The organism is Streptomyces sp. AF1A, assembly GCF_047340315.1.
In the GTDB taxonomy this organism is placed as follows: Bacteria; Actinomycetota; Actinomycetes; order Streptomycetales; family Streptomycetaceae; genus Streptomyces.
In genome coordinates this window covers 1-11,646 of record NZ_JBLEBI010000204.1, presented here as the reverse complement: position 1 = coordinate 11,646, position 11,646 = coordinate 1, and the positions used below count along the sequence as shown (strand labels likewise).

Below are 11,646 nucleotides of genomic sequence, written 5' to 3'. Positions count from 1 at the left end.
CGCGGCGACCGCCCGCGCCCCGGTGTCGGGGGCCAGGGCCGTGGTGAGCGCGGCCGACAGGGAGTCGATCGTCGGCGCCGGCCCGTCGTGCGCCGCCCCGATGCCGAGTTCGGCCACCCGGGCGGCCCAGAACGGCTGGTCGGCGATCTGCGGGACCACCACCTGGGGCGCCCCGGCCACGGCGGCCGTCGTCGTGGTGCCGGCGCCGCCGTGATGCACGACGGCGGCCACCCGGCGGAACAGCGCCTGGTGGTTGACCTCGCCGACGACGAAGCAGTCGTCCCGTCCGTCGATCGGCGCCAGGCCGGCCCAGCCCCGGCCGAGGAGCACCCGGCGGCCGTGCGCACGGACCGCCTCGACGGCCACCTCGGCGAGGTCCCTCGCGGCGTGCATGGCCATGCTGCCGAAGCCCACGTACACCGGCGGCGCCCCGGCGGCCAGGAACGCCTCCAGCTCGTCGGGGAGCGGACGCACGTCCGGCAGGATCCACGCCCCGGTCTGCACGAGATCGAGGTCCGTCATGTCCTGCCACGGGACGAGGTTCGGGTCCGCCGCCAGCCAGGGCCGGTCGGTGAAGACGTAGTCGCGGACGTTGTCCACCGGCGGCAGGCCGAGCGCCGCCCGGTGGCGGTTCTCCGCCTCGCCGTACAGCGCGTTCACGCGCTGGGCGTCCTGCTCCCACAGCACCTTGATGTCGGTCTCGTCCTGCGGGGACGGCGTGCCCGGCCGCCTCGGCGGCGGGAAGTGCCGCGACGGCAGGCCGAGCGTGTGGAAGCAGGCGTACACGTAGCGGATGCCCAGCTTCTCGGCCACCGAACGGGCGCCGGCCGGCATCAGGCCGGTCGCCAGCAGCACGTCACTGCCCTCCGCCGCCGTGGCGAGCGTCTCGTACCGCGCGGCCACGAGTTCGGGCGCCAGCCGGAAGGCGTCCGCCGCGCTCGGCGGCCGCTCGCCGGTCACCACCGAGCGCACCGACGGGCCGAGCGGCACCAGCCGCAGCCCGACACCGGCCAGCAGCGCCGCGAACTCCTCGTCCGGCGGGGCGCACACGCGCACCTCCGCACCGAGTTCCCGCAACCGCACGGCCAGCGCCACCAGCGGTTCCACGTCCCCGCGGGAGCCCCACGTCGACAACACCACACGCATATCCCACATACCCCGTTTCCACAGGTTCCGGCATCGGCGGACCATGCTGCGGCATATGGGAGGTCTTGCCGCAAGCCCCCCTGTGCGCTATATGTTGAGAGTGGCAAGGAGTGTCTCCTTGCCTTCTCTTTTCTCCGGGTCCCTTTCCGGTCGGCCCTTTCCGGCCGGGCCCTCCGGTCGTGCTCTCCGGCCGGCCTTTTCCGGCCCGCCTTTCCGTCCGGCGCCGGGCCGCCCTCGCTCGGCCGCCGCGGACGCCGGGACGCGGACCTCCCGAACCAGCCACAGAGATCAACTCGGGCGTCTAGATTGCGTGGTGAACGCTGTAGCCTTATCCGCCCTAGGCACCCGGGAGCTGACCCACGTGACCGACAATCCGGCAGCCACCAACGACGTGGCCTCGTCGCTGCGTGCCCGCATCAACACCAGCCAGCCGCATACCGCCCGGATCTGGAACTACTGGCTCGGCGGCAAGGACAACTACGAGGTCGACCGCGCGGCCGGCGACCAGATACGCCAACTGCACCCGGGCATCGGGGAGTACGCGCGCGCCGACCGGCTCTTCCTGGGCCGGGCCGTGCGGCACCTGGTCGGCGAGGTGGGCATCCGCCAGTTCCTGGACGTCGGCACCGGGCTGCCGACCGCCGACAACACGCACGAGGTCGCCCAGCGCATCGCGCCGGAGTCCCGGATCGTGTACGTCGACAACGACCCGCTGGTGCTGGCGCACGCGCGCGCCCTGCTGACGAGCACGCCCGAGGGCCGTACCGACTATCTGGACGAGGACCTGCGCAATGTGGACGCGATCCTCGAACACGCCGCGAAGACACTGGACTTCAGCGAGCCGGTGGCGCTGATGCTGCTCGGCGTGGTCATCTTCATCGGCGACGACGAGGATCCGTACCGCCTTGTGCGGCAGTTGACGGAGCGGCTGCCGGCCGGAAGCCACCTGGTGCTGTCGCACACCGTCACCCACCCGTCGATGCCGGACGTGGACGAGGCGGTCGCGTTCTGGAACGAGCACGGCACCCCGAAGCTGACCCAGCGCACCCCCGAGGACGTCGCGCGGTTCTTCGACGGCCTGGAACTGCTGGAGCCCGGGGTGGTCTCCTGCTCGCGCTGGCGCCCGGACGAGAGCCAGGCGGGCGAGCCGGCGGAGGTCGCCATGTTCGGCGGGGTGGCCCGGAAGAACTGACCGCGCCGAGGAGTTCGGTGCCGGCGGTGAACGCCGTCGCGCCGGGCCGCGTATGGAGGAGCGGGCCCTCGACGACCCGGGGGCCCCGCGACGCCCGCGGGGGTGTCGCGCGTTCGGGTTCGGCTTCGGGAGCCATGCATGCGGCACGCACGACGACGCCTCGTCCGGCGGATGACACGGCTGGTGGCGGTCGGCGGACTCCTTCTGGGCGGCGCGATGATCGCCCAGGCGGCCATGGCGAGCGAGACCCCACCGGCCTCCGCGAGAACGTTCGCCTCGGCCCCTGCCGGGCAGGACACCGGGGCCGCGCTGGTGGCGCGGCTCGGCACGGCCCGGACGGCCGGCAACTGGATCGGAACCGACGGGCGGCCGGTCGTGGCGGTGACCGACGACGCGGCCGCGCAGGCGGTACGGCAGGCGGGCGCGGAGGCCAAGGTCGTACGGCACAGCATGAACGAGCTCAAGTCGGCGACGCAGACGCTGCGTTCGGCCCCGCGGGTGCCGGGCACCGCGTGGGCGGTGGACTACCGGACCAACCAGGTCGTGGTCCAGGCCGACAGCACGGTGCCCGCCGCCGACTGGTCGCGGATGAACCGTCTCGCCGCGCGGATCGGCACGTTCGTGCACATGGAGCGTGCGAAGGGCACCTTCACCCCGCGGCTGAACGGCGCCCTGCCGATCCTGTCGACCTCGGGCCGCTGCTCGGCGGGGTTCAACGTCACCGACGGGCAGCGCGACTTCATCCTCACGGCCGGCCACTGCGGCCCCGCGGGTTCGACGTGGTTCGCCGACAACCAGGGCAACCAGCAGCTCGGCCGGACGGTTCGCAGCGCCTTCCCCGGGAACGACTTCTCCCTCGTGCAGTACGCCTCCGGGAAGGCGGGCGACGGGGCCGGCGTCGTCGCGATCGGGGGCGGCAAGGGTGTGCGGATCACCGGGGTCGCCGATCCGGCGGTGGGGCAGCGGGTGTTCCGCAGCGGCAGCACCAGCGGCCTGCACGACGGCCAGGTCACCGCGTTGAACGCGACCGTGAACTACCCCGAGGGCACGGTCACCGGACTCGTCCAGACCACCGTGTGCGCCGAGCCCGGCGACAGCGGCGGCCCGCTGTTCTCCGACGGCATCGCCCTGGGCGTCACCTCCGGCGGCAGTGGTGACTGCACGACCGGTGGGACGACGTTCTTCCAGCCGGTGACCAAGGCGCTGTCGGCGCTCGGCGTCCGGCTGATCGTCTCGGCCCCGGGCAATGGGCAGGGCGCGGCCCCCTCCCCCGCGCCGTCGGCCTCGCAGGCGGCGGTGGCGCCCAGCGCGGCCTCGCCGGGTTCCTCGGCGCCGGTCACCGGCGCGTCGGAGGGCACGACGCTGCTGGCGCGGCTGACCGACACCCGGAACGTCGGCCCCGGGCTGCTGGTCGCCGCGGGCAGTCTGATCGCGCTGGTCGCGACCCGGTACATCAGGGCCGAGCAGGACCGCAAGGCCTACCAGCGGCACTACTCGGCGATGTGGGGCTGACGGCACGTCGGCGGACCGCTGCCGTGAGGCGGTACGAGAAGGGCACCCGTCGCTCACGGGTGCCCGGGCCGGTACGGCGCGGTGCGCGCCGGGTGGGTCAGGCCGCCCGGTGCGACCTCGGGGCCGCGGCGGCCCACTCCATCACGAGGCGCTGGTACTCCGCGCGCTGCTCGGTGGTCAGTGTCCCGCCCGACCGGCGCCACAGGGCCCGGATCTCCTCGTTGACCTCCGCGGCCGATCGCTCGGAGGCGGCTTCAACAGTGGTGGACATGCTGTGAAGCATATGCCGATCGAGGTGAAGGCGCCGTGAGTAAGTATGCCCGATACGGACATACCGGACCGTGTTGCTCATCACGTCAATGTGTCAAGCGCCGCAGGGGAGTTCACACCCGACCCTCACCCAGCACCAGCACCTGGATCGCCAGCACGGCGGCGCCGCGCGCCCAGTCGTGGAAGTCGGAGACCTTCGTCTCCAGGGCCACCGGAGCGGCGAGCGGATGCCGGTGTGCGCGGACGGTCTCGCGGACCGTGTCCCCCGCCACATCCATCAGGCCCACGCCCTCACCGGCGAGCAGGATCTTCTGCGGCATCGCGAAGTTGGCGATCTGCGCGACGAGCGCGCCGAGGGCGCGGGCGGCCTCGGCGATCACTCGGTACGCCATGGGCTCGCCCCGGGCGGCGGCCCGGAGGATCTCCTCGTAGGCGGTGTCACGGCCGGTCGCGGCGCGGATCTGGTACTCGATGCTGGGGATGGTGAGCAAGGACACGGCGCTGCCCCGTGCGCCGTCGGGCGTGAGCGGACCGTACGGGTCGATGATCCAGTGCCGCCCGAAGCCGCGGTCCTCCTCGTCGTGCGGCACCCGCCTGCCGCCGAGCACCAGCCCGTAGCCGATGCCCGCGCCGATGGTGAGGACGACGAACCGGTCGAGTCCCCGGCCGGCCCCGAACCAGGTCTCGGCCTCGACGAGCGCGGCCACGTCGTTCTCCACCACGACCGGCAGCCCCGTGCGCTCCCGGACGAGCGCGGCGAGCGGCACGTCCCGCCATCCGAGATACGGCGACTCCGCGATCACCGCCTGCTCGCGCACCAGGCCGCCGGCGCCGATCCCGATGCCCGCCACGGCGGGGTGGCGGGCGGCCAGTTCGGCGGTCATCCGTGCGAGCAGCCCGGCGACGGCGTCCGGGTCGTGACCGGTGAGCGGGCGGTCGAGGCGGTCCACGACGCGGCTGCGCAGGGTGGTGACGACGCCGTAGACCGTGTCGGCGGTGATCTTGAAGCCGAGGAAGGCGCGGGACTCGGCGACGACGTCCAGGGGCTGCGACGGGCGGCCCTGCCGGCCCTCCGCCGCCCCGCCCGCCGCCTGGGCCTCCACGAGCAGACCCGACTCGATGAGCGGTTTCGTCAGCCGGGTGAGACTGCCCTGCGAGAGCCGGAGCCGGCGGGCCAGCTCGGTCCGGGACAGCGGCCCGTGCACCAGCACTTCGATCGCCACGGAGCGCTCCGCGGGGCTCAGCGGCAACCAGTTGGACATGCGAGCGGCCCCTTTTCTTCCGAATCAGAAGTAACGACGGCACTGTACCGGGCGCGACACCCGCATCGATCGTCGGAGGACGCCCTCTTGACGCAATGATTCTTCCACGGCAAAAGTAACCGGCATGACCTTCTCCCTCGGCATCGTCGGCGCCGGGCAGTTCTCCGGCCAGTTCGCCTCCCTCTTCCACGCCCATCCTGGCGTCGGTGACGTCCACGTCACCGACCTGCTGCCCGAGCGGGCCGAGCGGCTCGTGGCCGAGCAGGGGCTCGCCGGCACCTTCCCGTCGTACGAGGCGATGCTGGAGTCGCCGGCCGTCGACGCGGTCGCGATCTTCACTCAGCGCTGGACGCACGGCCCGCTGGTCCTGCGGGCGCTGAACGCGGGCAAGCACGTGTACTCGGCCGTCCCCATGGCGATCACCACGGAGGAGATCGCCGCGATCATCGACGCCGTCCGGGCGACCGGGCTGACGTACATGATGGGCGAGACCAGCCAGTACCACCCGGCCACCGTGCACGCCCGCAACCAGATCGCCGAGGGCGCCTTCGGCCGGCTCTTCTACGCCGAGGGCGACTACGTCCACGACATGGACCTGGGCTTCTACGACGCGTACCGGTACAGCGGCGGCGAGGACTGGAAGCAGACCGCCAGCTATCCCCCGCTGCTCTACCCGACGCACGCGATCGGCGGGGTGCTCGGGGCCTGGCAGACGCACGCGGTGAGCGTTTCGGCGATCGGTGTGCGGGACGACCGCGGTGACGGCGTCTTCGACCGCTCGGTCAGCCGCTTCGACAACGACGTGTCCAACGCGACCGCTCTCTTCGAGGTGGCGGGCGGCGGCTCGTTCCGCACGAACGAGTTCCGGCGGGTCGGCTATCCCTCGCACATCCGCGAGTCCCGGTTCCGGTTCTTCGGTACGGAGGCCAGCATGGAGCAGCTCGCGACGGTGGCGCTGTGGCAGGACAAGAACGGCGTGAAGGACATCAGTGAGCTGCTGGAGCCCAGGCCCACCCTCTCCCCCGACGATCCCTCGCTGCAGCACGTCGCACCGGAGCTGCGCGCCGCCTTCACCTCCGGTGCGGCTCCGGTGCACGACCGGTCCCGGCTGCCGCGCGAGTTCGACGGGTTGCACAACGGGCACGAGGGCAGCCACCACTTCCTGGTGGACGACTTCGTCACCGCGGTCGCCACGCGCACCCTGCCGTCGGTGAACGCGTGGGTCGCCGCCCGCTACACCCTGCCGGGCATCATCGCGCACGAGTCCGCGCGGCAGGGCGGGGTCCGGCTGGCGATCCCCGACTTCGGGGACGCTCCGAAGATGTGACGGCCGGGCGGGCGACGGCTCAGGTGCCCGGCTTGCGGCCGTAGACGAAGACGTCGTCGCCCGTCTTCAGCAGCGACCAGTACTTCTTGGCGTCCTTGGTGGTCATGTTGACGCAGCCGTGCGAGCCCGGCGGGTTCCACATGCTCAGGCCCACCGAGTGGAAGGCCTCGCCGCCGTCGAAGAACTGGCTGTAGGGCATCGGCACGTTGTAGAGCGTGGAGACGTGGTCGATGTCCCGCCAGTAGATCTTCTTCAGTCCGGTGCGGGTCACGTAGCCCTTGCGTCCGGTGCGCACCGGCACCGGACCGTAGACCAGCTTCTTGCCGTCCTGGATCCAGCTGAGCTGGAGCGTGAGGTTCACGCAGGCGATCCGGCCCTTGTTCACCGGGCACTTGCCGTCCTTGTTGGGCGTACTGCCGACCGCCTTCTGCTTGTTCATCAGGTCCATCACGCCCCAGGTGACGGGACCCGCGTAGCCGATGTCGGGCGTGATGCCGTGCTTGTCCTGAAATGCCTTGATGGCCTTGCAGTCCGCGGCGGACTGCTTGCCGTCCACCGGCCGGCCGAGGAACTTCTCCACCTTCTTCTGGTACGGCCCCGCCTGCGTGGTGCAGCTCGCGGCCTGTGCCGGAGCCGCGGTGAAGGCGAGCGTGAGCGGCGCCACCAGCCCGGTGACCCCCAGCACGACGACACCCCGTCTGCGTATGTCCCCCATACGACCTCTCCCCTTCTCCCCTCGCGCCCGCGACGATCCCGCCCGGGCGCACCCCTGCGCGATGCCCAGGATCTCGGACTACTAGACATGTGCGGGGGTTCCGGGGTTGTGGTTCCGGCCGGGCTGTGACGAAACGGTGAACTCCGCCCGCCGGTCAGGCATCTTGCAGACGCCGGGGCAAGGGAGCGTTCCCGCCGCGGGCACCGGTCGCACCCGCCGCGCGGGCCCCTCCCCTCACGGCGTGCGGACGCGCGTGAGGCGGTCGCTCAGGGTGCCGGCATGCGGCCCTGTTCCACCGGAGGGGTGCCGTCGCACGCCGGGGCAGGGCCGTGCCGAGGCGGACCGACCCGCCGTGCCGGCCACGACGAGCGGCCGGCCGCCGGGACGCACGAGAGGGCCGAAGCAGCGCAGATCGCATGCGTGGCGGTGCGGGAGACGTCGATGAACTCGTCCGCCTGTCCGGCCTGCCACTCCTCGGGCAGCACACGGGCGACCGCGCGGCACACTACGCCGTGCCGAACGGCGTCCGCGCCGGCGGCGAGCCCGGCGCCGCGAAGAGTTCCTCGGCTCCGACGAGGGTGAGCAGCCGGTCGACCACGCGGCCTGCGGCCCGGATGACCACTGTCTTGCCCTGCCGCCCGGCGCGCTGCCGCAGTTCCATCAGGACGCCGAGGCCGGCGCAGTCGCAGAAGTCGAGCCTGCTCAGGTCCAGTTCGAGACCGCGGGCCGACCTGGCGAGCGCCTCGACCAGGTCGTCGCGGAGCCGAGTTCCCGAGTCCAGGTCGAGTTCGCCCATGATCTCCACACCGATCCGGGGTCCGTCCCAGGTGTACGCGACGACCGCCCGGCCGGCAGGCAGCCGCTTCGGGCGGCTTCCCCGGCTTGCTGGACTTGCCGGACCCGACGTGACGAGGCGGCGGGCACGGCGGTCGGGGTCATGCATGGGCTCACTCCCTCATCTGCGCGTCGCGGTCCGCTTCCACGGTCCCCCGCGACCCCAATGTACGTCAGCCGATGCATGAAATGTAGTACGTGTTTTTGAGTGCATGAACGCGGAGTCGGTAAACTGGGAGCATGGATGGAGTGCCTGAGCCCCACACCGGATGGACGTTTCTGACGAATCACGCCCGCGTCCTCGCCGCCATCGCGGACAACCAGAACGCCCGCATCCGTGACATCGCGGCGCACTGCAGACTCACCGAGCGCGCGGTGCAGAAGATCATCTTTGATCTGGAGCGGGACGGCTACCTGTCCCACACCCGGGAGGGCCGCGGCAACACCTACCGGATCGATCCCAGCAAGATCCTTCGCCACCCCGCCGAAGCCGGGCTGGGGCTCACCGTGGCCTCGCTCCTGTCGTTGCTGGCCTACGACGAGGCGCACCGCTCCGCCCCGTCACAGAAGTGAGGGCCTGGTCGCACCGCCTCGCCTACGCTTCTCCGAATGACCGCGTTCATACAACAACTTCCCGCCCTGATCGGCGTCGTGATCGGCGCGCTCGGCTCGTACCTGGCGGCGATGCGGGGAGACCAGGCCCGGTTCCGGCGCGAGCAGGCGGCCCGGTGGGAGGAGCGACGGCTGGCGGTCTACACGGACTACGCGCGCACGCTGAAGAAGGCCGTCTCGCTCACGTACCGGGTCGCCGCGCACCTCGGCAACGATCCGCATCCGCACCCGCTCTCACCGGAGGAGGCAGCACCGCTGCTGGCCGAGGCCGAGCTCGGCCGCGACCCGGCCGGGGAGGCGCTGCTTCTGCTGGGCAGCCGGGAGGTGGTGGAGAAGGCCCGGGTGTGGGTCGTGACGCTGCTGGAGATGGAGCGGTTCGTGAGGCAGCGGACCCGCGATCCCGAGGCGTGGCGGGAACTGCTGGAACGGCAGCGCGCCGGTCGCGAGGGCTACTACGCGGCCGTGCGCGAGGACCTGGCGCTGCCGCCGGGTCACCCGGCCCGCTGGCCGTTGCCGCTGAGCGGCGGGCGGTAGCCCCTGGTCTCCCCGGGCCTGCCCGCGTCCCGTGCCTCGACCAGGTGGTGCCAGGCGTCGGGGCGGCTGCCGTCCAGGTCCGTGAAGGCGTCCAGCCGGGCGATGCCACCGCCGGAGAGGGGCCGCCCGGCGGGCGGGTGTGCGGCGCCGGGCGAGTCCGCGGTCAGTGGCCGCGGGCGATCCACTCCTCCAGATGGGGTGCCTCGGCGCCGATCGTCGTGGCCTCGCCGTGGCCGGTGAGGACCTTGGTCTCCGGCGGGAGGGTGAGGAGCCGGTCCCGGATGGAGTCGATGATCGTCGGGAAGTGGGAGTAGGAGCGTCCGGTGGCGCCGGGGCCGCCCTGGAAGAGGGTGTCGCCGGTGAAGACGACGCCGAGCGCGGGGTCGTAGAGGCAGACCGCACCGGGGGCGTGCCCGGGGGTGTGCAGGACGGTCAGGTCGGTGCCCGCCGCCTCGATGACCTGGCCGTCGACGAGGTGCCGGTCGGGATCGCGGTCGGGGTGGGTCATCTTCCACAGCGACAGGTCGTCGGGGTGCAGCCAGATAGTGGCGCCGGTGCGGTCGGCGAGTTCCGGCGCCGCGTTGACGTGGTCGTTGTGGGCATGGGTGCACACGATGGCGGTGAGGCGGCGGTCGTCGACGGCGCGGGCGATGGCCTCGGCGTCGTGGGCGGCGTCGATGACGATCACCTCCCGCTCGTCCCCGACGATCCACACGTTGTTCTCGACGTCCCAGGTGCCGCCGTCGAGGGTGAACTGCCCGGAGGTGACGAGGCGTTCGATGCGCACGGTCATCAGAACACCACCACCGAGCGCAGCACGTCGCCCTGGTGCATCCGCTCGAACGCCTTCTCCACCTCGTCCAGCCCGATGGTCTCGGTGACGAACGCGTCGAGCGGCAGCCGGCCCTGCAGGTGCAGGTCGATCAGCATGGGGAAGTCGCGGGAGGGAAGGCAGTCGCCGTACCAACTGGACTTCAGGGCGCCGCCGCGGCCGAAGACGTCCAGCAGGGGCAGTTCGAGCTTCATCTCGGGGGTGGGGACGCCGACGAGGACGACGGTGCCGGCGAGGTCACGGGCGTAGAAGGCCTGCTTGTAGGTCTCGGGTCGGCCGACGGCGTCGATGACGACGTCGGCGCCGAAGCCGCCGGTCAGCTCGCGGATCGCCTCGACGGGGTCCGTCTCCTTGGAGTTGACGGTGTGCGTGGCGCCCAGGGTGCGGGCCTTCTCCAGCTTGCGGTCGTCGATGTCCACGGCGATGATCCGGTTCGCGCCGGCGAGGTACGACCCGGCGACGGCCGCGTCCCCGACACCGCCGCAGCCGATGACGGCGACCGAGTCGCCCCGGCCGACGTTCCCGGTGTTGATCGCGGCGCCGATGCCCGCCATCACGCCGCAGCCGAGGAGGCCGGCGACCGCCGGGGAGACGGCCGGGTCGACCTTGGTGCACTGACCGGCCGCGACGAGGGTCTTCTCGGCGAACGCGCCGATGCCGAGGGCCGGGGAGAGTTCCTGGCCGGTGCCGGCCAGGGTCATCTTCTGCCGCGCGTTGTGCGTGTCGAAGCAGTACCAGGGGCGGCCGCGCAGACAGGCCCGGCAGTGGCCGCAGACGGCACGCCAGTTGAGGACGACGAAGTCGCCGGGCGCCACGTCGGTGACGCCCTCGCCCACCGCTTCCACGACGCCGGCGGCCTCGTGTCCGAGGAGGAAGGGGAAGTCGTCGGAGATGCCGCCCTGCTTGTAGTGCAGGTCGGTGTGGCAGACCCCGCAGGCCTGGACGCGCACGACGGCTTCGCCGGGCCCGGGATCCGGCACCACGATGGTCTCGACCCGCACGGGCTCGTCCTTGCCCGGTGCGATCACGCCGCGTACTTCCTGCGCCATGGTCTGGCCCCTTCCGTCGATTGCCTTCGCTGCCGACCCTACGCGCGACCGAGGAGTAGCGGGCACGACCACACTGCGGTGATCGTGGATCTTTCCGGCGGCCGGCGGCACGGTGCGCGGCGCGGGCTCGCCCGGCGGCTTCGGCGGACGTCGGGAGGGACAACAGAGGGATCCGGCCGAAGGAACGCGCGACGGCCGCCCCGGTCGTCGCCCGGACGCCGGACGAGGTGTGTACGCGTCCGGACCCGTACCGGGCACTGCCGCTGAACAGTGTGCTGTTCGCGGATGCCGGGACGCATACGCCGACGCCGCCGGCCGGGCTCCGTAGGCCCGTCCAGCCGTCTGCGCGCTGCGGGCGGCG

The 11,646-nt window shown here is 72.1% G+C and carries 13 protein-coding genes; 5 read left to right on the top strand and 8 right to left on the bottom strand.

Annotated features, from left to right (window positions below; genetic code table 11):
- A partial coding sequence (locus tag ACLU3S_RS32365) for a glycosyltransferase (protein ID WP_413955541.1) occupies positions 1-1,146 on the bottom strand: 1,146 nt, incomplete at its 3' end.
- Between the two features lie 361 nt (positions 1,147-1,507).
- Here ACLU3S_RS32365 and ACLU3S_RS32360 point away from each other — a divergent pair.
- Positions 1,508-2,338 (top strand): SAM-dependent methyltransferase, encoded by an 831-nt coding sequence (locus ACLU3S_RS32360; protein WP_413955540.1) that lies wholly within the window; start codon positions 1,508-1,510, stop codon positions 2,336-2,338.
- 138 nt (positions 2,339-2,476) lie between these two features.
- On the top strand, positions 2,477-3,850 hold the full coding sequence (locus ACLU3S_RS32355) for a S1 family peptidase (RefSeq protein WP_413955539.1): 1,374 nt from the start codon (positions 2,477-2,479) through the stop codon (positions 3,848-3,850).
- Between the two features lie 97 nt (positions 3,851-3,947).
- On the opposite strand, the gene ACLU3S_RS32350 is transcribed toward ACLU3S_RS32355, so the two are convergent.
- On the bottom strand, positions 3,948-4,133 hold the full coding sequence (locus ACLU3S_RS32350; RefSeq protein ID WP_413955538.1) for a hypothetical protein: 186 nt from the start codon (positions 4,131-4,133) through the stop codon (positions 3,948-3,950).
- Between the two features lie 100 nt (positions 4,134-4,233).
- The gene (locus tag ACLU3S_RS32345; RefSeq protein WP_413955537.1) at positions 4,234-5,382 is read right to left on the bottom strand and encodes an ROK family protein; all 1,149 of its coding nucleotides are present in this window, start codon (positions 5,380-5,382) and stop codon (positions 4,234-4,236) included.
- Positions 5,383-5,506: 124 nt separating this feature from the next.
- Between ACLU3S_RS32345 and ACLU3S_RS32340 the strand changes: the two genes are divergently transcribed.
- The gene (locus tag ACLU3S_RS32340; protein ID WP_413955536.1) at positions 5,507-6,709 is read left to right on the top strand and encodes a Gfo/Idh/MocA family protein; all 1,203 of its coding nucleotides are present in this window, start codon (positions 5,507-5,509) and stop codon (positions 6,707-6,709) included.
- A gap of 19 nt (positions 6,710-6,728) precedes the next feature.
- Here the strand turns inward: ACLU3S_RS32340 and ACLU3S_RS32335 are convergent, their stop codons facing one another.
- Together ACLU3S_RS32335 and ACLU3S_RS32330 are read right to left on the bottom strand one after the other, a co-directional pair.
- A complete protein-coding gene (locus tag ACLU3S_RS32335; protein WP_413955535.1) occupies positions 6,729-7,424 on the bottom strand; it encodes a L,D-transpeptidase family protein in 696 nt (231 codons plus the stop codon).
- A 505-nt stretch (positions 7,425-7,929) separates the two neighbouring features.
- The gene (locus ACLU3S_RS32330; protein WP_413955534.1) at positions 7,930-8,367 is read right to left on the bottom strand and encodes an STAS domain-containing protein; all 438 of its coding nucleotides are present in this window, start codon (positions 8,365-8,367) and stop codon (positions 7,930-7,932) included.
- Positions 8,368-8,498: 131 nt separating this feature from the next.
- Between ACLU3S_RS32330 and ACLU3S_RS32325 the strand changes: the two genes are divergently transcribed.
- Together ACLU3S_RS32325 and ACLU3S_RS32320 are read left to right on the top strand one after the other, a co-directional pair.
- Positions 8,499-8,831: a helix-turn-helix transcriptional regulator gene (locus tag ACLU3S_RS32325; RefSeq protein WP_413955533.1), complete on the top strand. Its 333-nt coding sequence runs from the start codon at positions 8,499-8,501 to the stop codon at positions 8,829-8,831.
- Between the two features lie 36 nt (positions 8,832-8,867).
- Positions 8,868-9,404, top strand: a complete 537-nt coding sequence (locus tag ACLU3S_RS32320) for a hypothetical protein (protein ID WP_413955532.1) — start codon at positions 8,868-8,870, stop codon at positions 9,402-9,404.
- Here ACLU3S_RS32320 and ACLU3S_RS32315 read toward each other — a convergent pair.
- From ACLU3S_RS32315 to ACLU3S_RS32305, 3 genes are read right to left on the bottom strand one after another with little or no spacing between them, the layout of a single operon-like run.
- Complete coding sequence (locus ACLU3S_RS32315) at positions 9,362-9,589, bottom strand: hypothetical protein (RefSeq protein WP_413955542.1); 228 nt, start codon at positions 9,587-9,589, stop codon at positions 9,362-9,364. The two genes, ACLU3S_RS32320 and ACLU3S_RS32315, sit on opposite strands and share 43 nt — an antisense overlap.
- Complete coding sequence (locus ACLU3S_RS32310) at positions 9,568-10,197, bottom strand: MBL fold metallo-hydrolase (protein ID WP_413955531.1); 630 nt, start codon at positions 10,195-10,197, stop codon at positions 9,568-9,570. Before ACLU3S_RS32310 ends, ACLU3S_RS32315 begins: the two co-directional genes overlap by 22 nt.
- Positions 10,197-11,285 (bottom strand): S-(hydroxymethyl)mycothiol dehydrogenase, encoded by a 1,089-nt coding sequence (locus tag ACLU3S_RS32305; RefSeq protein WP_413955530.1) that lies wholly within the window; start codon positions 11,283-11,285, stop codon positions 10,197-10,199. The genes ACLU3S_RS32310 and ACLU3S_RS32305 overlap by 1 nt, the downstream gene beginning before the upstream one ends.
- Positions 11,286-11,646: the final 361 nt, after the last annotated feature.

What these genes read in the sequence shown, in the direction of transcription:
- ACLU3S_RS32340 (WP_413955536.1), top strand. Translation starts at nt 5,507, where the DNA reads ATGACCTTCTCCCTCGGCATCGTCGGCGCCGGGCAGTTCTCCGGCCAG.
- ACLU3S_RS32310 (WP_413955531.1), bottom strand. Translation starts at nt 10,197, where the DNA reads ATGACCGTGCGCATCGAACGCCTCGTCACCTCCGGGCAGTTCACCCTC.
- ACLU3S_RS32325 (WP_413955533.1), top strand. Translation starts at nt 8,499, where the DNA reads ATGGATGGAGTGCCTGAGCCCCACACCGGATGGACGTTTCTGACGAAT.
- ACLU3S_RS32355 (WP_413955539.1), top strand. Translation starts at nt 2,477, where the DNA reads ATGCGGCACGCACGACGACGCCTCGTCCGGCGGATGACACGGCTGGTG.
- ACLU3S_RS32320 (WP_413955532.1), top strand. Translation starts at nt 8,868, where the DNA reads ATGACCGCGTTCATACAACAACTTCCCGCCCTGATCGGCGTCGTGATC.
- ACLU3S_RS32330 (WP_413955534.1), bottom strand. Translation starts at nt 8,367, where the DNA reads ATGCATGACCCCGACCGCCGTGCCCGCCGCCTCGTCACGTCGGGTCCG.
- ACLU3S_RS32335 (WP_413955535.1), bottom strand. Translation starts at nt 7,424, where the DNA reads ATGGGGGACATACGCAGACGGGGTGTCGTCGTGCTGGGGGTCACCGGG.
- ACLU3S_RS32345 (WP_413955537.1), bottom strand. Translation starts at nt 5,382, where the DNA reads ATGTCCAACTGGTTGCCGCTGAGCCCCGCGGAGCGCTCCGTGGCGATC.
- ACLU3S_RS32305 (WP_413955530.1), bottom strand. Translation starts at nt 11,285, where the DNA reads ATGGCGCAGGAAGTACGCGGCGTGATCGCACCGGGCAAGGACGAGCCC.
- ACLU3S_RS32350 (WP_413955538.1), bottom strand. Translation starts at nt 4,133, where the DNA reads ATGCTTCACAGCATGTCCACCACTGTTGAAGCCGCCTCCGAGCGATCG.